The 18,184-nt window shown below is 72.6% G+C and carries 20 protein-coding genes; 16 read left to right on the plus strand and 4 right to left on the minus strand.

Annotation, left to right across the window (positions count from 1 at the left end):
* Positions 1-79: 79 nt before the first annotated feature.
* Positions 80-2,188 (minus strand): elongation factor G-like protein EF-G2, encoded by a 2,109-nt coding sequence (locus ABZW17_RS45640; RefSeq protein WP_354828953.1) that lies wholly within the window; start codon positions 2,186-2,188, stop codon positions 80-82.
* 125 nt (positions 2,189-2,313) lie between these two features.
* Between ABZW17_RS45640 and ABZW17_RS45645 the strand changes: the two genes are divergently transcribed.
* The 3 genes from ABZW17_RS45645 to pdxS all read left to right on the plus strand — a co-directional run bounded on the left by ABZW17_RS45645 (position 2,314) and on the right by pdxS (position 5,784).
* Entirely contained in the window at positions 2,314-3,756 is a 1,443-nt protein-coding gene (locus ABZW17_RS45645) for an FAD-binding oxidoreductase (protein WP_354828956.1), read from the plus strand.
* 32 nt (positions 3,757-3,788) lie between these two features.
* Entirely contained in the window at positions 3,789-4,772 is a 984-nt protein-coding gene (locus tag ABZW17_RS45650; protein ID WP_354828959.1) for a DUF5937 family protein, read from the plus strand.
* Positions 4,773-4,860: 88 nt separating this feature from the next.
* Complete coding sequence (pdxS, locus tag ABZW17_RS45655; protein WP_354829001.1) at positions 4,861-5,784, plus strand: pyridoxal 5'-phosphate synthase lyase subunit PdxS; 924 nt, start codon at positions 4,861-4,863, stop codon at positions 5,782-5,784.
* A gap of 4 nt (positions 5,785-5,788) precedes the next feature.
* On the opposite strand, the gene ABZW17_RS45660 is transcribed toward pdxS, so the two are convergent.
* On the minus strand, positions 5,789-6,124 hold the full coding sequence (locus tag ABZW17_RS45660; protein WP_354829003.1) for a cupin domain-containing protein: 336 nt from the start codon (positions 6,122-6,124) through the stop codon (positions 5,789-5,791).
* 70 nt (positions 6,125-6,194) lie between these two features.
* On the opposite strand from ABZW17_RS45660, the gene ABZW17_RS45665 reads away from it, so the two are divergent.
* Positions 6,195-7,109 (plus strand): helix-turn-helix domain-containing protein, encoded by a 915-nt coding sequence (locus tag ABZW17_RS45665; protein ID WP_354828961.1) that lies wholly within the window; start codon positions 6,195-6,197, stop codon positions 7,107-7,109.
* On the opposite strand, the gene ABZW17_RS45670 is transcribed toward ABZW17_RS45665, so the two are convergent.
* Positions 7,106-7,669: an XRE family transcriptional regulator gene (locus ABZW17_RS45670; RefSeq protein ID WP_354828964.1), complete on the minus strand. Its 564-nt coding sequence runs from the start codon at positions 7,667-7,669 to the stop codon at positions 7,106-7,108. The genes ABZW17_RS45665 and ABZW17_RS45670 overlap by 4 nt on opposite strands.
* A gap of 69 nt (positions 7,670-7,738) precedes the next feature.
* Here ABZW17_RS45670 and ABZW17_RS45675 point away from each other — a divergent pair, with 69 nt between their 5' ends.
* The 5 genes from ABZW17_RS45675 (at position 7,739) to ABZW17_RS45695 (ending at position 11,012) form a co-directional block, all read left to right on the plus strand.
* Positions 7,739-8,431 carry an AzlC family ABC transporter permease gene (locus ABZW17_RS45675; protein ID WP_354828967.1) on the plus strand — a complete coding sequence of 231 codons (693 nt, stop codon included), beginning with the start codon at positions 7,739-7,741 and terminating at the stop codon, positions 8,429-8,431.
* Positions 8,431-8,751, plus strand: a complete 321-nt coding sequence (locus ABZW17_RS45680; RefSeq protein ID WP_354828969.1) for an AzlD domain-containing protein — start codon at positions 8,431-8,433, stop codon at positions 8,749-8,751. The genes ABZW17_RS45675 and ABZW17_RS45680 overlap by 1 nt, the downstream gene beginning before the upstream one ends.
* A gap of 205 nt (positions 8,752-8,956) precedes the next feature.
* Entirely contained in the window at positions 8,957-9,577 is a 621-nt protein-coding gene (gene pdxT, locus ABZW17_RS45685; RefSeq protein WP_354828972.1) for a pyridoxal 5'-phosphate synthase glutaminase subunit PdxT, read from the plus strand.
* A 41-nt stretch (positions 9,578-9,618) separates the two neighbouring features.
* Positions 9,619-10,374, plus strand: a complete 756-nt coding sequence (locus ABZW17_RS45690; RefSeq protein WP_354828975.1) for a YebC/PmpR family DNA-binding transcriptional regulator — start codon at positions 9,619-9,621, stop codon at positions 10,372-10,374.
* Positions 10,375-10,460: 86 nt separating this feature from the next.
* Positions 10,461-11,012: a DUF4262 domain-containing protein gene (locus ABZW17_RS45695; protein ID WP_354828978.1), complete on the plus strand. Its 552-nt coding sequence runs from the start codon at positions 10,461-10,463 to the stop codon at positions 11,010-11,012.
* On the opposite strand, the gene ABZW17_RS45700 is transcribed toward ABZW17_RS45695, so the two are convergent.
* Positions 11,009-11,449, minus strand: a complete 441-nt coding sequence (locus tag ABZW17_RS45700) for a cupin domain-containing protein (RefSeq protein ID WP_354828980.1) — start codon at positions 11,447-11,449, stop codon at positions 11,009-11,011. The genes ABZW17_RS45695 and ABZW17_RS45700 overlap by 4 nt on opposite strands.
* Before the next feature lie 72 nt (positions 11,450-11,521).
* Between ABZW17_RS45700 and ruvC the strand changes: the two genes are divergently transcribed.
* From ruvC to ABZW17_RS45735, 7 genes are all read left to right on the plus strand, one after another.
* On the plus strand, positions 11,522-12,106 hold the full coding sequence (ruvC, locus tag ABZW17_RS45705) for a crossover junction endodeoxyribonuclease RuvC (protein WP_354828982.1): 585 nt from the start codon (positions 11,522-11,524) through the stop codon (positions 12,104-12,106).
* On the plus strand, positions 12,103-12,696 hold the full coding sequence (ruvA, locus tag ABZW17_RS45710; protein WP_354828984.1) for a Holliday junction branch migration protein RuvA: 594 nt from the start codon (positions 12,103-12,105) through the stop codon (positions 12,694-12,696). The genes ruvC and ruvA overlap by 4 nt, the downstream gene beginning before the upstream one ends.
* A 9-nt stretch (positions 12,697-12,705) precedes the next feature.
* Positions 12,706-13,773: a Holliday junction branch migration DNA helicase RuvB gene (gene ruvB, locus ABZW17_RS45715; protein ID WP_354828986.1), complete on the plus strand. Its 1,068-nt coding sequence runs from the start codon at positions 12,706-12,708 to the stop codon at positions 13,771-13,773.
* 119 nt (positions 13,774-13,892) lie between these two features.
* Entirely contained in the window at positions 13,893-14,300 is a 408-nt protein-coding gene (gene yajC, locus ABZW17_RS45720; protein WP_354828989.1) for a preprotein translocase subunit YajC, read from the plus strand.
* A 217-nt stretch (positions 14,301-14,517) separates the two neighbouring features.
* Positions 14,518-16,320 (plus strand): protein translocase subunit SecD, encoded by a 1,803-nt coding sequence (gene secD, locus ABZW17_RS45725; RefSeq protein ID WP_354828992.1) that lies wholly within the window; start codon positions 14,518-14,520, stop codon positions 16,318-16,320.
* Position 16,321: 1 nt separating this feature from the next.
* Positions 16,322-17,539, plus strand: a complete 1,218-nt coding sequence (gene secF / locus ABZW17_RS45730; RefSeq protein ID WP_354828995.1) for a protein translocase subunit SecF — start codon at positions 16,322-16,324, stop codon at positions 17,537-17,539.
* Position 17,540: 1 nt separating this feature from the next.
* Entirely contained in the window at positions 17,541-18,059 is a 519-nt protein-coding gene (locus tag ABZW17_RS45735) for an adenine phosphoribosyltransferase (protein WP_354828998.1), read from the plus strand.
* Positions 18,060-18,184 lie beyond the last annotated feature (125 nt).

Below are 18,184 nucleotides of genomic sequence, written 5' to 3' on the forward strand. Positions count from 1 at the left end.
CCACGTCGCCCGTCGCGCGATGAGCATCTCCGAGGCCCTGGCAGGTGACTGCAAACACTGTTTCTCACTCACGACCGGGTCAGTGGACGGCCATTCCTTCCGGCATCGGCTCGAAGCGGGCGTGGCGGCGGGTGAACGTCGCCGTGCCCGAGGTCATCGAACGCAGGTCGATCAGGTAGCGGAGCAGTTCCGTCGCGGGGACCTCCGCCCGGATCACCGTCCGGCCGCCGTCGCCGGCCTCCGTGCCCAGGACCCGGCCGCGGCGGGACGAAAGGTCGCCGAGGACCGTGCCGAGGTGCTCGTCCGGCAGCCGGATCGCCACCTCCTCCAGGGGCTCCAGCATCGTGATGTGCCCGTTCGCCGCCGCCTCCCGCAAGGCCAGCGCACCCGCCGTCTGGAACGCCGCGTCCGACGAATCCACGCTGTGCGCCTTGCCGTCCACCAGGGTCACCTTGACGTCGACCACCGGGTGGCCGTCCGCCAGCCCGCGCTGCAGCTGGGCCCGCACGCCCTTCTCCACGCTCGGGATGAACTGGTGCGGCACCGAGCCGCCGACGACCTTGTCCACGAACTGGAAGCCGCTGCCGCGCGGCAGCGGCTCGACCTCGATGTCGCACACCGCGAACTGGCCGTGCCCGCCGGACTGCTTCACGTGCCGCCCGTGGCCCTTGGCCGGCTTGGCGAACGTCGAGCGCAGGCTGATCTTCACCGGCTCGGTGTCGACGTCCGCGCCGCCCGCGCGCAGCCGCGAGAGCACGACGTCGGCGTGGGCCTCGCCCATGCACCACAGCACCAGCTGGCCGGTCTCGGCGTTGCGGTCCAGCCGCAGCGTCGGGTCGCCGGCGACGAGCCGCGACAGGTTGCGGGCCAGTGTGTCCTCGTCGCTGCGGGTCTTCGCGACCACGGCCACCGGCAGCAACGGCTCCGGCATCGCCCAGGGCTCCATGAGCAGCGGGTCGTCGGGGGAGGAGACGGTGTCGCCGGTCTCCGCCGAGCCGACCTTCGTCAAAGCGCACAGGTCGCCCGCGACGCAGTAGGGCACCTCCCGCAGCGAGGAACCGAGCGGCGAATAGAGGTGCGCGACGCGCTCGTCGGCGTCGTGGTCCTCGTGGCCGCGCTCGGCCAGGCCGTGCCCGGACACGTGCACCGGCCGCTCGGGACGCAGCGTGCCGGAGAACACCCGGACGAGCGACACCCGGCCGACGTAGGAGTCCACCGCCGTCCGGACGACCTCCGCGGCGAGGGGGCCCGCGGGGTCGGCGGTGATCGCGGGGTGCTCGCCGCCGTCCGGCGTGGTGACGTCGGGGGGCCGGTGCTCCAGCGGGGAGGGGAACGCGCGGACGATGCCGTCGAGCACCTCGGCCAGCCCGACCCCGCTGGTCGAGCACACCGGGATGACCGGGTGGAAGGAACCGCGCGCGACGGCGGTTTCGAGGTCGGCGATCAGGGTGGCCTCGGCGATCTCCTCGCCGGCGAGGTAGCGGTCCATCAGGGACTCGTCCTCGCTCTCGGCGATGACCCCTTCGATCAGCTCGTTGCGGGCCTCGGCCATCCGCGCCAGGTCGGCCGGATCGGGCTCGCCGGTCTTCGGCGGGTGCCCGCCGGAGTAGTCGAAGTACCGCTGCGTGATCAGCCCGACCAGGCCGTCGCCCGCCGGGAGGTACAGCGGCAGCACGCCGGCGCCGAACGCGGCCTGGCAGGCGGCGATCTCCGCCATCGCGTCGGCCCGGTGGTGGTCGAGCCGGGAGACGACGACCGCGCGCGGCATCCCGACCGCGGCGCACTCCTCCCACACCGCGACCGTCGCCGCGTCGACGCCTTCGGAAGCGCTGACGACGAACAGCGCCGCGTCGGCCGCCCGCAGCCCGGCCCGCAGCTCCCCGACGAAGTCCGCGTACCCGGGCGTGTCGATCAGGTTGATCTTGTGGCCCTGGTGCAGCACCGGCGCGACCGAAAGGCCGACCGAGCGCTGCTGGCGGACCGCCGCCGGGTCGTGGTCGCACACCGTCGTGCCGTCGACCACCGAACCCGCCCGCGGCACCGTGCCGGACGCGGCGAGCAGGGCTTCGGCGAGGGTGGTCTTCCCGGACCCGGCCGGGCCGACGAGCACGACGTTGCGGACCTTGGCGGGGTCGTCCACAGCGACGGCGGCCCCGGTGTCGGCGTTCTTGGCCTGTTTGTCTGCCATGACGACTCCTCGGCGAACGGCTGGTGTACGGGATGTGTCCTCGATCACACACCCGTTACCCTGGTCACGGCAAGGCAGGGCTCCCGGGACCAGCCGAATGCCCCGGGGGCGGGGGAGGGAGTGGCATGGACAGGCGGACTTTCCTGCGGATTTCCGGGGCGGTACCGGTGGCGGGCCTGGGCGGGTGGCCGCCGCCGGACGACTGGGCCCGGCTGCGCCGGCAGCTGGCCGGGCCGCTGTTCCGGCCGGGCGACCCGGGCTACGCGGAGGCCAAGCAGGGCTACTTCACGATGTACGACGCCCGGATGCCCGCCGCGGTCGTCGGCGCGGCCCGCGTCGAGGACGTGCAGGCCGCGGTCGGCTTCGCGGCCCGGCACCGGCTGCCGATCGCCGCCCGCAGCGGCGGGCACAGCTACCCCGGCTACTCCACAGTGGACGGCGGGATCGTGGTGGACCTCAGCCGGTTCTCGGGCGTCGAGGTGCGCCCGGACCGGCGCGCGGTGATCGGGGCGGGCGCCCGGCTGGGCCCGATCGCGACGGCGCTCGCGGCGGCCGGCCGGGTGTTGCCGGCGGGCAGCTGCGACACCGTCGGCATCGCCGGGCTCACCCTCGGCGGCGGCGTCGGCGTGCTCGACCGGAAGTACGGACTGACCTGCGACCACCTCGAGGCGGCGCGGATAGTCACCGCCGACGGCCGGGCGCGCACGGTGTCGAGGGCGGCGGAGCCGGACCTGTTCTGGGCGCTGCGCGGCGGGGGCGGCGGCAACTTCGGGATCGTCACCGGGTTCACCTTCCGGACCGTCCCGCTCACCGACGTCGCCACCTTCGACCTCAAGTTCCCGGCCGGGACGCAGGCCGCGTTGTTCGCCGCCTGGCAGGACTGGCAGCCCGCGATGCCGGACGAACTCTGGTCCGGGATGAACCTCGGCGCGGACCACGCGAACCTCGGCGGCACGTTCCTCGGGCCGGCGGCGCAGCTGGACACCCTGCTCGACGACCTGGTGCGCCGGGTCGGCACGCCGCCGGCCGGACGGCGGCGGCAGGTCCGGGACCACCTGAGCGCGATGCGGTCGTTCGACGACCGCGAGTCCCGGCCCGGCCTGGCGATCGACCGGGCCGCCTACGTCGGGACTTCGCGGATGCTCCTGCGCCGCGCGCCCGACCCGGCCGCGGTCGTCGAGGTGCTGCTCTCGGCGCCCGGCGTCGACACGATCATCGACGCGGGCGGCGGCGCGATCGCCCGTGTCGGCGCCCGCGAAACCGCGTTCCCGCACCGGAGTGCCCTGGCCAGTTTCCAGTTCCTGCGCGGGGCGGAGCCGGAACGCGGCGGCGAAGCCGAGGCCCGGCGGGCGGTGGCCGTGGCGCGCGACGGGCTGGGGCCCGAATTCGGCACCACCGGGTACGTCAACTACCTCGATCCCGAGCTGCCGGACTGGGCGCAGGCGTACTACGGCGGCAACCTCCCGCGGCTGCGCGCGATCGCCCGGAAGTATGACCCGCGAGGAATTTTCGCCTTCCCGCAAGGGCTTTCGGTGCCCGGCTCGACTGTCCAAACGGGAGAGTCCTAGACTGCGCCGGATTCCGCCGGCAGGAGGCAGTAGTGCTCGACCTGGCTTTCTCCACCGAGGACCTGGCGCACACCCGGTTCGCGTTCTCCCCGGCGTGGGAGATCGTGGCGAGCGTCCGCGTCCTGAACGCCCCGGGGCAGCACGCGCTGCACCTGCCGTGGGTCAAGCGCGCCACCGCGGCGCTCGACGGCGCCGGCCTGGACGTCGGGCTGCTGCGCGACCTCGTGCCGCTGCGGCACCTGCCCGGCTTCCTGGCCGGCACGCCGTCGACGCCGCTGCCCGAGCTGGCCGACGAACTCGCCGACCTGCGCGACGTGCCGGCCCGCCTGGTCCGGCGCGAGCTGGACGCGATGGCCGGGCCGCGTTCGCCCGTGCTGAGCCGCTTCCACCGCGACCCCGAGGCGGGCCTCGAACGGCTGGCCGCCCTGATGGAGCAGTACTGGGACCTCGTGCTGGCCCCCGACTGGCCCCGGATCCGGGCGCTGCTGGAGGCCGACGTGCTGCACCGGTCCCGGCTGCTGGCCCAGGGCGGGGCCGCCGAGCTGTTCACCGACCTCACCCCGCTGGTCCGCTGGGAGGGCGGCACGCTGACGGTGGCGCACCGGCACCTGCACGCCGCCGTGCCGCTCGACGGGCGCGGCCTGGTGCTGGTGCCTTCGGCGTTCGTCTGGCCGCGGGTGTTCTCCAAGACCGACTCGCGCTGGCAGCCGGTGCTGCGCTACCCGCCGCGCGGCATCGCGACGCTCTGGGAGACCGGCACCGCCACCGCACCGGGCGCGCTGGCCGCCGTGGTGGGCCGCGGCCGCGCGATGCTGCTGGCCGAACTGGCCGCACCGGCGTCGACCGCGGAACTGGCCCGCCGGACGCGGCTGACCGCCGGTGCGGTGTCGCAGCACCTCGGCATCCTCAAGGCCGCGGGCCTGGTCAAGGGGCACCGTGCCGGACGTCACGTGCTCTACGCGCGGACGGCGCTCGCGGAAGCCCTGGTCGCGGGCACCGGCGAAGTGGACTGCTGAGATACCCGCGTACTGGCCTGCCTGAAGGGTCCACCGCCGACCTACCCTCGGACTCGTAAGCCCCCCATCCGTGTCGAAAGGCCTCGTCGTGTCCGAGCAGCAGCCCGCCCCCTCCAGCGGCACCGTCCAGTCCGTCACCGGCACCGCCAAGGTGAAGCGCGGCATGGCCGAGATGCTCAAGGGCGGCGTGATCATGGACGTGGTCACCGCCGAGCAGGCCAAGATCGCCGAGGACGCCGGCGCGGTCGCGGTGATGGCGCTGGAGCGCGTGCCCGCCGACATCCGCGCCCAGGGCGGCGTCGCCCGGATGAGCGACCCCGACCTGATCGACGGCATCATCGAGGCCGTCTCGATCCCGGTGATGGCGAAGGCCCGCATCGGCCACTTCGTCGAGGCGCAGGTCCTGCAGTCCCTCGGCGTGGACTACGTCGACGAGTCCGAGGTCCTCACCCCGGCCGACTACGCCAACCACATCGACAAGTGGGCGTTCACCGTGCCCTTCGTCTGCGGCGCGACCAACCTCGGCGAGGCCCTGCGCCGGATCACCGAAGGCGCGGCGATGATCCGCTCCAAGGGCGAGGCCGGCACCGGCGACGTCTCCAACGCCACCACGCACATGCGCAAGATCCGCCAGGAGATCCGGCGGCTGCAGAACCTGCCGGAGGACGAGCTGTTCGTCGCGGCGAAGGAGCTGCAGGCGCCGTACGAGCTCGTCCGCGAGGTGGCGGAAGCCGGGAAGCTGCCGGTCGTGCTGTTCACCGCGGGCGGCATCGCGACCCCGGCCGACGCGGCGATGATGATGCAGCTGGGCGCCGAGGGCGTGTTCGTCGGCTCGGGCATCTTCAAGTCCGGCAACCCGGCCCAGCGCGCGGAGGCGATCGTCAAGGCGACGACGTTCTACGACGACCCCGACGTCCTGGCCAAGGTCTCGCGCGGCCTGGGCGAGGCGATGGTCGGCATCAACGTCGAGGAGCTGCCGGAGCCGCACCGCCTCGCCGAGCGCGGCTGGTGACGTACTAACCCTCGGGGTAGAAGACGAACAGCGTGCAGCCGGTGGTGCTGGCGGGCACGTGCCAGGACCCGGCCGGGGCGTGCAGGAACGTCCCGGCCGGATAGCTGCGCGCGCCGTCCTCGAAGGTGCCGGCGACCACGTACACCTCCTCCGGGCCGGGCTCGTGGACGTCCCGCCGTGGCCAGGACGTGCCCGGGTCCATCTCCAGGACGGTGGCGTGGGCGCCGGTCGCGCCCGTCCACAGTGGACGCAGCCGGATGCCGGGGAAGACCTCCCGGACTCCGGCGTCGGCGACGGACACGGACGTGTAGCCCGCTTGGGCGAGGATTTCCGGGTGCATGGCCCCACCGTGCCGGGCGCGGCCGCTCCGGGACAGCGCCGGACGCGACAGCGTGGGGTACTTTCCTGCCATGCATCGCGTGGTGGCCCTGGTGCGGCCGGTGCAGTCGACGTTCGAGCTCGGCGTCGCCGCGGAGGTCTTCGGCACCGCGCGGGCCGGGCTGCCGCGGCACTACCAGTTCGAGGTGTGCACGGAAAACCCCGGCCCGGTGCCGACGTCGGCCGGGTACGCGATGGCCGTGCCGCTCGGCCTCGCGGCCCTGGAGTCCGCCGGCACCGTGCTCGTCCCGGGCTGGGCGCCGGTCGAAGAACCGCTGCCCGCCCGCGTCCGGGATGCCCTGCGGCAGGCCCACGCCCGCGGCGCACGGCTCGTCTCGATCTGCTCGGGAGTCTTCGCGCTCGCCCGCACGGGCCTGCTGGACGGCCGCTCGGCGACCGCGCACCGGGCGCGGGCCGAGCAGCTGCGGCGTGAGTTCCCGCGGGTGCGCGTCGATCCCGAGGCGCTGTACGTCGACCACGGTGACGTTGCCACGAGCGCCGGCGCGGGGGCCGGGGTCGACCTGTGCCTGCACCTGGTCCGGCGCGACCACGGCGCCGAGTACGCCGCCCGGCTCGCCCGGCACATGGTGCTGCCACCGCACCGCGACGGCGGCCACCACCCGGCGGCCGACGACCTCGCCGGGCTCCTCGAGTGGGCCGAGGGCCGGCTCGGGACGTCGTTGTCGGTGGCGGACCTGGCGGCGCGGCTGAACGTTTCCCCGCGCACGCTCGCCCGGCGTTTCGCCGACCGCCTGGGCACGACCCCCGGCGAGTGGCTGCTGTCCCGGCGGGTGGTGGCGGCGCGCACCCTGCTGGCCGAGACCGAGCTGCCGGTCGAGGCGGTCGCCGTCCGCGTCGGCCTGGTCTCGGCGGTGAACCTGCGCCGCCGCTTCCGCGACCGGGTGGGCACCACGCCGGGTGCCTACCGGCGGGCGGTCCGGCGCTAGACGTACTCCGAGATCTCGACGCCGTAGGTGCCCGGCTCGAGGGCCTCGAAGATGTGCGGGACGTCGCCGGGGTAGGAGATGTAGTCGCCGGGGAGCAGCTCTTCCGGTTCCTCCCGCACACCGACCCGGGCGCGGCCCGCGCACAGCACGATGTGCTCGACCACGCCGGTCATGTGGGGGTCGCTCAGCCGCGGCGTGCCCGGTTCGGCGCGGATGAGGTACATGTCCCGCCGCGCGGACGGGGGACAGGCCGACAGCAGCGTGCACGCGTAGTCGGCGTGCTCGGCGAACACCGTCGGGCCCTTGCCGGCGCGGATCACGCGGACCTTCGGCCGTTCCGGCTCGACCAGCCGCGAAAACGGCACGTCGAGGGCGACGCCGAGGGCCCACAGCGTCTCGACGCTCGGGTTCCCGGTGCCCGACTCGAGCTGGGACAGCGTCGACTTGGCCAGGCCGGCGCGGCGCGCGACCTCGGTCAGGGACAGGCCGGCGCGCGTGCGTTCGCGGCGCAGGGACGCCGCGATGATCTCCAGTGGCGCGCCGGTGGCTTCCTGGGTCATGGCTGTTCGCTCCATCGGTCTGTCCGTTCGCCTTGACGAACACCCGGTCTCGTGTTCACCATAGAACACATGCGTTCGATATGGCGAACACTCGATCGGGGCCTCGCCCGCGACGTCGGCCTGGTCTGTCTCGCCGATTGTCTCGTGGGGGCTTCCTACGGGGCCATCGCGGTGAGCTCGGGCTTCCCGCTGTGGCTGCCGGTGCTGATGTCGCTGCTGGTGTTCGCCGGTGCGTCGCAGTTCATGTTCATCGGGATCGTGGCGGCGGGCGGCAACCCGTTCGCCGCGGTGCTGGCCGGGCTGCTGGCCAACGCCCGGCACCTGCCGTTCGGCTTCGCGATCGGCGACGTGCTGGGCCGCCGGTGGACGGCGCGGCTGGCCGGCACCCACCTGATGATCGACGAATCGGTCGCGTTCGCGCTGGCCCAGCGCGAGGCCCACCGCCGTCGCGCGGCGTTCTGGGCGTGCGGGATCGGGCTGTTCGCCTGCTGGAACCTCGGCGTGGTGGCCGGCGCGTTCGCCGGCCGGGCGATCGGCGACACCGACGTCTTCGGCCTCGACGCCGCCTTCCCCGCGGTGCTCCTGGCCCTGGTGCTGCCCGCGCTGCGCGACCGCGCGGCGCGGCTGCCGGTGCTGCTCGGCGTGGTCGTCGCGCTGGTGGCGACACCGTTCCTGCCCGCCGGGCTGCCGGTGCTGCTCGCCCTGGCCGGCGTGGTGGCCGGCGTCGCGGCGAAGGAACCCGAGCTGCAGGAGGTGGGCTGATGGACGCGGGCGAACTGCTGATCGGCACGGTGGTGCTGGCGCTGGGGACGTTCGCGTTCCGGTTCGCGGGCCCGGTCCTGCGCACCAGGGTGAAGCTGTCCCCGAAGGCGGAGCGCCTGATGGCCCTGGCGGCAGTGGTGCTGCTGGCGGCGCTGGTCGCGGTCAGCGCGTTGACGGAGGGCCACGGCTTCGCGGGCTTCGCCCGCCCGGCAGGCGTCCTGGTCGCCGGCGTCCTCGCCTGGCGAAAGGCCCCCTTCGTCCTGGTGGTCGTCGCGGCCGCGGCAACAGCGGCCCTGCTGAGGCTGGCCGGCATCCCCTGACGTGCGGAAAGAGGCATCACCCGTGATTGGTGAGGCATCAAGCGTGATTGGCGGGGCATCGGCCTTGATGCCCCTCTGATCACGCGTGATGCCTCCCCGATCACGCGTGTGGCCTCTCCGGTCACGCGTGATGCCCCGGCTGACCTGCCGGTAAGGCGGGGAGCCGGTGCGTCTAGGCTGGTGGGAAGGTCTTTCGGGAGGTCGGGTGTCGTCGGAGCCGGTGGTCGGTGTGCTCGCCATGCAGGGTGCCGTGCGGGAGCACGTCGCCATGCTGGCCGAAGCGGGCGCGCGGGCCGTGCCCGTGCGGCGGGCCGCCGAGCTGTCCGAAGTGGACGGTCTGGTGCTGCCCGGTGGCGAGTCGACCACCATGTCGAAGCTGCTCGAGACGTTCGAGCTGCTGGATCCGCTCAAAGCGCGGATCGCCGAGGGCATGCCCGCCTTCGGCTCGTGCGCCGGGATGATCCTGCTGGCCCGGCAGACCCTCGACGGGCGGCCGGACCAGCAGCAGCTCGGCGGGCTCGACGTCGTCGTCCGGCGCAACGCCTTCGGCAGGCAGGTCGACTCCTTCGAGGCGGACCTCGACTTCGCGGGCATCGAGAACGAACCGGTGCACGCCGTGTTCATCCGGGCGCCCTGGGTCGAGAAGGCCGGTGACGGCGTCGAGGTGCTGGCCACGGTCAGCGGCGTGCCGGGCGTGGCGGACGACACCGCTAGGATCGTCGCGGTCCGGCAGGGGGCGGTGCTGGCGACCGCGTTCCACCCGGAACTGACGCCCGACGTGCGGGTGCACCGGCTGTTCGTCGACCTCGTGCGGAAGGCAGCCTGAGACGCGGTGCCCGGCCGGGGTACGGAACAGATGGAGGAGAGATGAGCGGCCACTCCAAGTGGGCCACCACGAAGCACAAGAAGGCCAACCTCGACGCGAAGCGCGGCAAGCTCTTCGCGCGGTTGATCAAGAACATCGAGGTGGCCGCCCGCACGGGCACCGGTGGTGGCGACCCGGACGGCAACCCCACGCTCTACGACGCCATCCAGAAGGCGAAGAAGAACTCGGTCCCGCAGGACAACATCGAGCGCGCCCGCAAGCGCGGCGCCGGTGAAGAGGCCGGCGGCGCCGACTGGCAGGACATCACGTACGAGGGCTACGGCCCCAACGGCGTGGCGGTGCTGATCGAGTGCCTCACCGACAACAAGAACCGCGCCGCGATGGAGGTCCGCACCGCGCTCACGCGCAACAACGGCTCCCTCGCCGACCCGGGGTCGGTCGCCTACATGTTCAACCGCAAGGGCGTGGTGATCATGCCGAAGGGCGGCGCCACCGAGGACGACGTCCTCATGGCGGTGCTCGACGCGGGTGCCGAAGAGGTCAACGACCTCGACGAGAGCTTCGAAATCGTCTGCGAAGGCGGCGACCTGGTGCCGGTGCGCAAGGCGCTCCAGGAGGCCGGGTTCGAGTACGAGTCGGCGGAGCTCACCTTCCTCCCGACCGTGAACGTCCCCCTCGACGTCGACGGCGCGAAGAAGGTCTTCAAGCTCATCGACGCCCTCGAAGACTGCGACGACGTCCAGAACGTCTACGCCAACTTCGACGTTTCGGACGAGGTGCTCGCCGAAGTCGGCTGAGTTTTCCCTTGCCCCGCACCGCTTTCGTGCCCAGGCCGGAAACTTTCCGGCCTGGGCACTGGGCTCCGGCGGGGGAGTCAGGCACAATGTGCGCCGTGACCTCGACGACCCCCGCCGCCGCCGCCGACATCACCGCCGAGCTGTCCGCGGAAGAACTGCGCCTCATCGAATGGATCGAGGGGCAGGCGAAGGACCGCGGCAACGCCGTCATCACCGTCGCCGCGGACGACGAGGGCGCCGGCTACTGCTTCACCGCCTGCGCCTGGGCGCTGCACAACGTGCCGGAGGCCGTCGTGGTCGGGCTGCCCGAGCAGATCGCGCCCGTCCTGCTCGACGCCTACGTCGACCGCGCCGCCAACGGCGAGATCTTCGAGGTCGGCAAGCGCTACGACGACTTCTTCCAAGGCGTCCCGGTCGTCCTCGAGCGCGTGAACAAGGGCCACTACCCCGAGTACTTCGGCTCGGCGTTCCTCATCTACCCGGACGGCGACTTCCCGGCCCTGCAGCTGATCGTCGCCACGCCCGAGGGCAAGTTCCCCTGGCACCCGGACGCGCCCGAGGGCTTCGCACGCTGGCAGCCGGTGCTGACCGGGAGCGGCGACCCCGAAAGCTGGACCCCCGGCGTCGACGGCCCCTAGAACTTCCGCAGGTCGGCGGCCGCTTCCGGGTACCGCAGCGCCAGCTCGGCGGCGGGCGCGAACTCGACGCAGTCGTCGGTGTAGGGCGGCACGACGACCGTCCCGAGCAGGCTCCACGTGCCCAGCGTGACGGTGGCCTGCCACGTCCCGGCGGGCACCACGACCTGCGGGCGTTCCCCGGCGCCGACGTCCGTCCCGAGCACCGGCCGCCCGACCGAGCCGTCCGGGTGCAGCAGCAGCATCCGCGCGGGTGCGCCCGCGTGGTGGGCGTAGACCTCGACGCGGTCCAGCCGGTGCGGCGCGGAGAACTCCGGCGCGACGAGCAGGTAGTAGATCGCGGAGCCGGTTTCCGACCGCCAGCTCTGCGCCCACCGCCCCCCTTCGACCGGGAGGGGCCGCAGCCCCAGGTGGGTGACGAAATCCGACGGCTCCGGCATGTCACCCATCCTGCCGCAGACGCGCCCAGTAGCCTGCAACTCGAACTGATGTTCGCGGCGGGAAGGAACACTGTGCGGGTGCTCGGGGTCGACCCCGGTCTGACCAGGTGCGGCCTCGGGGTGGTCGACGGCGGAAAGGGGCGGGCCGTCCGCTGCGTCGCCGTCGACGTGGTGCGGACGCCGCCGGACGCCGACCTGGCGCACCGCCTGCTCGGCATCTCCGACGAGGTCGAGCGGTGGATGGACAAGTACAAGCCGCAGGCCGTCGCCGTCGAGCGCGTCTTCGCCCAGCACAACGTCCGGACCGCGATGGGGACCGCGCAGGCCGGTGGCGTGGTCGCGCTCGCCGCCGCGCGGCGCGGGCTGCCCGTCGTGTTCCACACCCCGAGCGAGGTCAAGGCCGCCGTCAGCGGGTCCGGCCGGGCGGACAAGGCCCAGGTCACCGCCATGGTGATGCGCCTGCTCAACCTCGAGGTCGCCCCGCACCCGGCCGACGCCGCCGACGCCCTCGCCCTGGCCATCTGCCACCTCTGGCGGGAGCCGATGCGGGCCCGGCTCGCCGAGGCCGAAGCCCGCGCGGCCGAGATGGCCCGCACGCACAAGGCCCGCCTCGCCGCGGCCGCGAAACAAGCGAAGAACCCAGGAGCAGCACGATGATCTCGTCGGTACGCGGAGAAGTCCTGTCGGTCGGCCTGGACCACGTGGTGGTCGAGGTCGGCGGGGTCGGCTTCGCCGTGCAGGCCACCCCCGCGACCCTCGCGACGCTTCGCCGCGGCGAAGAGGTCCGGCTGCATACCGCGCTGATCGTGCGCGAAGATTCCCTGACGCTGTTCGGCTTCGCCGACACCGACGCGCGCGAGCTGTTCGGGCTGCTGCAGACGGTGTCGGGCATCGGACCGCGGCTGGCGCTGGCCACCCTCGCCGTGCTGGACCCGGACAAGCTGCGGGCCGCGCTGGTGGAAGGCAACATCACCGTGCTCACCTCGGTGCCCGGCATCGGCCGCAAGGGCGCCGAACGGCTCACCCTCGAACTGCGCGACAAGGTCACCGCCCTGGGCTCCGGCGACGCGCCCGCCGTCACCGCGCCCGGCGCCCTGCGTGCCGAGGTCGTCGAAGCGCTGGCGGGTCTCGGGTTCCCGGCCAAGCAGGCCGAGCAGGCCGTCGACAAGGTCCTCGCCGACGGTGACGGCCACACGACGTCCAGCGTGCTGCGTGCCGCGCTGGCCACCCTCGGCCGGAAGCGGTAGGCGCCGGGCATGGAGTATGAGGCGGTGGACGAGGAAGAGGCCCTCTCGGCGTGGGTCCAGACCGGCGAGGAGAACGTCGAGGGCACCCTGCGGCCCCGCAAGCTCGACGAGTTCGTCGGCCAGCCGCGCGTGCGCGAGCAGCTGGAACTGGTGCTGGAAAGCGCCCGCCGCCGCGGCGTGCCACCCGACCACGTCCTGCTGTCCGGGCCGCCCGGCCTGGGCAAGACGTCGATGGCGATGATCGTCGCCGCCGAGCTCGGCGCGGCCATCCGGATCACGTCGGGTCCGGCGCTCGAACGGGCCGGCGACCTCGCCGCGATGCTGTCCAACCTCGCGCCCGGCGACGTCCTGTTCATCGACGAGATCCACCGCATCGCCCGCCCCGCCGAAGAGATGCTCTACCTGGCGATGGAGGACTTCCGGGTCGACGTCGTCGTCGGCAAGGGCCCGGGCGCCACCAGCATCCCCCTCGAAATCGCGCCGTTCACGCTGGTCGGGGCGACCACCCGGTCCGGCTCGCTGACCGGCCCGCTGCGCGACCGGTTCGGCTTCACCGGCCAGATGGAGTTCTACACCGACACCGAGCTGGAGCTGGTCGTCCGCCGCGCCGCGACGATCCTCGACATCCCGATCGACCGCGACGGCTGCCAGGAGATCGCCGGCCGCTCGCGGGGCACGCCCCGGATCGCCAACCGGCTGCTGCGGCGCGTCCGCGACTACGCCGAGGTCCGCGCCGACGGCAAGGTGACCCGCGAGGTCGCCCGGGCCGCGCTGGCCGTCTACGACGTCGACGAGCTCGGCCTCGACCGCCTCGACCGGGCCGTGCTCACCGCGCTGACCAGGTCGTTCGGCGGCGGGCCGGTCGGCATCTCGACCCTGGCGGTGGCCGTGGGGGAGGAGGCGACCACCGTGGAAGAGGTGTGCGAGCCCTACCTGGTCCGCGCCGGTATGCTCGCCCGCACCCCGCGCGGCCGCGTCGCGACCGCGACCGCGTGGGAACACCTCGGCATGGTGCCGCCCGCGGACCTCCCGGGGCGCCCGGACCAGGGCGGGCCGTCGCCGTTCGAGCAGGACTGAGCGGCCCGAACCGGCGGGTGGGTGTCGGCGTCCGCGCTGGTACCTGGCACACTTGACCGGAGCACATACCCAAAAACCGGACATTTCGGCTGGGCCCGGTGTCCGTCGAACGGAGAATCATGCAACAGCTATTGCTGCCCCTGCTGCTCGTGCTCGTCCTCGCCGTGCCGCTGGTGATGAGCACGCGCAAGCAGAAGAAGCAGCAGGCGGCGCAACAGGAGCTGCAGAACAGCATCGCCCCCGGTGACCGCGTGATGACCACCTCGGGTCTTTACGGCACCGTCGCCGACGCCTCCGGTGACAACACGATCGACATCGAGATCGCCCCCGGCGTTGTCACCACGTGGCTGCGGCTCGCGGTCCGCGAGAAGGTCGAGCCGGTCGTCGAGACCGAGGAGGACTCCGCCGACGAGGTCGTCGAGACCCCCGAGGAGCCGGCCGTCATCGAGTCGTCCGCTGCCGTCAAGACCGACGAGCCGCAGACCACCGCGCAGGTGGCGCCGCCGCTGGAGCACGGCAAGAAGTAACTTCCGCGGCACTCCTGGGCGGGGCCGGGACTCCCGACGAAAGTCGGTACGGCCTCGCACGCCGGGCTCACGCAGCACCGAGTAGTGTCTCGGTGCTGCGTGCGTGTCCGCCGTCATACCCGCGCCCGGGAGTGAATCGCACACAGTCCCTCCCGGTAACCCTCCGGGCGGGCACCGCAACGTTGGGGTCCACCCCGTCCGAGGAGACCGAAGCACCGTGGCAGCTTCAGCCGGGCATCTCCGCCCGGGACGCTATCTCGCCCTGTTCGCCCTGATCGTGATCGTCTTGTACGCGCTGGTGTTCCTCACCGGCAACCACAAGCCGTCCCCGAAGCTGGGCATCGACCTGCAGGGCGGTACCCGGGTCACGCTCACCGCCCGCACTCCCGACGGCGGCCAGCCGACCCGTGAGTCCCTGAACCAGGCGCGCCAGATCATCGAGCGGCGCGTCAACGGGATCGGCGTCAGCGGCACCGAGGTCCTCCTCGACGGCAACAACGTCGTCATCACGGTCCCCGGCGAGCAGGGCGACCAGGCGAAGAACCTGGGCAAGACCGCGAAGCTGGGCTTCCGGAAGGTCGTCGCGAACGCCACCCAGCCGGTGGTGCCGCCGCAGACGACCACCCCGCCGCCGGCCACGGGCGCCCCGACCTCGGGGGCGCCGAAGACCTCGGCGCCGCCGTCCTCGGGCGCGCCGACGGCCTCCTCCGGGGCCCCGACCACCACCAAGTCCGGTGGCGGCGGCGCGCCGGGTGCGGCGCCCGCGCAGCAGCCGAGCACCACGCCGGCCGCGCCGAGCAGCAGCACCACGCCGCCGCCCGCGTCGACCCCGGCACCGGCCCCCGCGGACGGCTCGGTCGACGCGCAGACCGCGCAGCAGATCCAGGCCGCCAAGGCGGTCCGCCAGAACCCGCAGCTGATCGGCGCCGACGGCCAGCCGAACCAGGAGCTCGTCGCGCAGGCGATGGCGTCGCTGACCTGCGCGCCGAACGCCAAGGACGCCCTCGAAGGCAACGACGACCCGAAGCTGCCGCTGGTCGCCTGCGGTGACCACAACACCTACAAGTACCTGCTGGAGCCGGAGTTCCTGCCGGGCACCGAGATCGCCGACTCGACCTCGGGCTACGACCAGCAGCGCGGCCAGTGGGTGGTGAACCTCAGCTTCAAGAGCGAGGGCACCAAGATCTGGGCCGACTTCACCTCGAAGAACACCGGCCAGCAGGCGGCGTTCGTCCTCGACACGCAGGTCGTCTCCGCGCCGAACATCCAGGTGGCCATCCTCGACGGCAACACCCAGATCACCGGCAAGTTCACCCAGACCGAGGCCAAGGATCTCTCGGACATCCTCAAGTACGGCTCGCTGCCGCTGTCGTTCGCCTCGTCGGACGCGACCACGGTGTCGGCGACCCTCGGCCTGGCCTCGCTGCAGGCCGGCCTGATCGCCGGCGGCATCGGCCTGCTGGTGGTCTTCGTCTACTGCCTGTTCTACTACCGCCTGCTCGGCGTGCTCACCATCCTGTCGCTGGCCCTGTCCGGCGCGCTGGTGTTCGCGGTGCTGATCCTGCTCGGCCGCTGGATCGGCTACACGCTGGACCTCGCGGGCATCGCCGGCCTGATCATCGCCATCGGCATCACGGCGGACTCGTTCGTCATCTACTTCGAACGGCTCAAGGACGAAATCCGGGAGGGCCGGACGTTCCGGTCCGCGGTGCCGCGCGGCTGGGTCCGCGCCCGGCGCACCATCCTGGCGTCGGACGCGGTGAGCTTCCTGGCCGCGGCGATCCTGTACGTGATCGCGGTCGGCGACGTCCAGGGCTTCGCGTTCACCCTCGGTATGTCCACGGTCCTCGACCTGGTCGTCGTCTACCTGGTGACGCACCCGCTGGTGGCCATGGTGTCCACCTCCAAGAACGCGTTCCTGTCCAATCCGAGGCACCTGGGCCTCGGCGCCGTGCAGCAAGTGGGTTCGCAGCGTAAGAAGTCGGCTTCGGTCGGCCGCGCGAACGTGAAGGAGGCCTGACGTGGGGGTCGAAGGACTGGGCACGGACGCCGACGGCGACGTCGCGGTCGCGGCGAAGCCCGGCAAGAAGGAAAGCGTCTTCCACCGGCTCTACGTGGGCACGGGTGCGTTCGACGTCGTCGGCAAGCGCAGGCGCTGGTACATCTTCTTCGCGGCGCTGGTGCTGGTGTGCCTCGCCTCGATGATCTTCCGCGGCTTCAACCTCGGCATCGAGTTCGAGGGCGGCACGCAGCTCCAGATGCCGGCCAACGGCATCCACGGCGTGATCACCGAGGAGCAGGCCAAGGAGTCGTTCCAGAAGGCGCTCGGCCGCCCGGCCGCGGAGGCCCAGAAGGTCGGCACCGGCAACGCGGCGACCATCCAGATCCGCACCGACACGCTGAACGCGGCCGACGTCGCCAAGCTGAAGCAGGGCCTGTTCACCGACCTGGGCCCGAAGGGCACCAACGGCCAGCCCAGCGTCCAGGCGATCAGCGACAGCGCGGTGAGCGCGTCGTGGGGCGGAGAGATCTCGCAGAAGGCGCTGATCGCGCTCGGCGTGTTCCTCGTCGCGGTGGTCATCTTCCTGGCGATCTACTTCGACGGGCGGATGGCCCTGGCGGCGCTGATCTCGCTGCTGCACGACATCCTGGTCACCGCGGGCGTGTACTCGCTGGTCGGCTTCGAGGTCACCCCGGCGACCGTGATCGGCCTGCTGACCATCCTCGGCTTCTCGCTGTACGACACGGTGGTGGTGTTCGACAAGGTCCGCGAGAACACGCGCGGCCTGCTCGGCCTGACCCGCCGCACGTACGGCGAGGCCGCGAACCTCGCGCTGAACCAGACCCTGATGCGGTCGTTCAACACGGCGTTCATCGCGCTGCTGCCGATCCTCGGCCTGCTGATCGTCGGGTACGTGCTGCTCGGCTCGGGCACGCTGCAGGACCTGGCGCTGGTGCAGCTCACCGGTACCCTCGTCGGCGTCCTGTCGTCGGTGGCACTGGCGACGCCGCTGCTGGTCGACTTCAAGATGCGCGACCCGAAGTACGCGCAGCAGGCCGAGCGCGTCCGCCAGCGTCGCGCGGGTCAGGAGCGCAAGGCGGCGGCGGGCGAGGACTTCGACGCCTCGGACAACGACGCCCTGGCGAAGGAACTGCGCAAGGAGAGGGCGTACGCGGCCGCGGCCAGCGTCCCCGCCCGGATCCAGAAGCAGCGCCCGGCCGGGAAGCGGAAGCGCTGACGTGCAGCTCGACGACGCCCTCGGCCTGATCGCCGAGGTGCCGGACTTCCCGGAGCCCGGCGTGCTGTTCCGCGACCTGAGCCCGCTCTTCGCGGACGCGGGTGCGTTCAAGGCGGTGACCGACGCGCTGGCGGAGACGCTGCCGTCCGGTGTCGAGGCGCTCGCGGGTGTGGAAGCCCGCGGGTTCCTCCTCGCCGCGGCCGTCGGGTACGCCCGCGGCCTCGGCGTGGTGCTGATCCGCAAGCCGGGCAAGCTGCCGGCGGTGGCGGGCCGGGTGGACTACGCCCTGGAGTACGGCACGGCGACGGTCGAGCTCCCGGCCGGCGTGGTCCGGCCGGGCCAGCGGATCGCGATCCTCGACGACGTCCTGGCCACCGGCGGCACGGTCGCGGCCACCGGCAAGCTCCTGGAGGACGCGGGCGCGGTGGTCGACAGCGTGTCGGTGGTCCTGGAACTGGCCGCCCTGGGCGGCCGCCAGATCCTCGGCGACCGCAAGGTCCACGCCCTCCAGACCTGTTAGCAGTCTGCCGCGGCTCGGGGGGGGGGGGGTTTTGGGGTTGTAAACCCCCCAAAACAAAACAAACGCCGGGGGGGGGGGGGGGTGAGGGGGGGGGGGGGCCCCCACCCCACCGATGCGGGAAGAGA

The sequence above is a fragment of the Amycolatopsis sp. NPDC004625 genome, from assembly GCF_040609695.1.
Lineage (GTDB): Bacteria > Actinomycetota > Actinomycetes > Mycobacteriales > Pseudonocardiaceae > Amycolatopsis.

Excerpts from the sequence above, each read along its gene's own strand:
- ABZW17_RS45640 (WP_354828953.1), bottom strand. The coding sequence starts at position 2,188 with ATGGCAGACAAACAGGCCAAGAACGCCGACACCGGGGCCGCCGTCGCT.
- ABZW17_RS45645 (WP_354828956.1), top strand. The coding sequence starts at position 2,314 with ATGGACAGGCGGACTTTCCTGCGGATTTCCGGGGCGGTACCGGTGGCG.
- ABZW17_RS45660 (WP_354829003.1), bottom strand. The coding sequence starts at position 6,124 with ATGCACCCGGAAATCCTCGCCCAAGCGGGCTACACGTCCGTGTCCGTC.
- ABZW17_RS45665 (WP_354828961.1), top strand. The coding sequence starts at position 6,195 with ATGCATCGCGTGGTGGCCCTGGTGCGGCCGGTGCAGTCGACGTTCGAG.
- ABZW17_RS45670 (WP_354828964.1), bottom strand. The coding sequence starts at position 7,669 with ATGACCCAGGAAGCCACCGGCGCGCCACTGGAGATCATCGCGGCGTCC.
- ABZW17_RS45675 (WP_354828967.1), top strand. The coding sequence starts at position 7,739 with ATGCGTTCGATATGGCGAACACTCGATCGGGGCCTCGCCCGCGACGTC.
- ABZW17_RS45680 (WP_354828969.1), top strand. The coding sequence starts at position 8,431 with ATGGACGCGGGCGAACTGCTGATCGGCACGGTGGTGCTGGCGCTGGGG.
- ABZW17_RS45690 (WP_354828975.1), top strand. The coding sequence starts at position 9,619 with ATGAGCGGCCACTCCAAGTGGGCCACCACGAAGCACAAGAAGGCCAAC.
- ABZW17_RS45695 (WP_354828978.1), top strand. The coding sequence starts at position 10,461 with ATGTGCGCCGTGACCTCGACGACCCCCGCCGCCGCCGCCGACATCACC.
- ABZW17_RS45700 (WP_354828980.1), bottom strand. The coding sequence starts at position 11,449 with ATGCCGGAGCCGTCGGATTTCGTCACCCACCTGGGGCTGCGGCCCCTC.
- ruvA (WP_354828984.1), top strand. The coding sequence starts at position 12,103 with ATGATCTCGTCGGTACGCGGAGAAGTCCTGTCGGTCGGCCTGGACCAC.
- ruvB (WP_354828986.1), top strand. The coding sequence starts at position 12,706 with ATGGAGTATGAGGCGGTGGACGAGGAAGAGGCCCTCTCGGCGTGGGTC.
- yajC (WP_354828989.1), top strand. The coding sequence starts at position 13,893 with ATGCAACAGCTATTGCTGCCCCTGCTGCTCGTGCTCGTCCTCGCCGTG.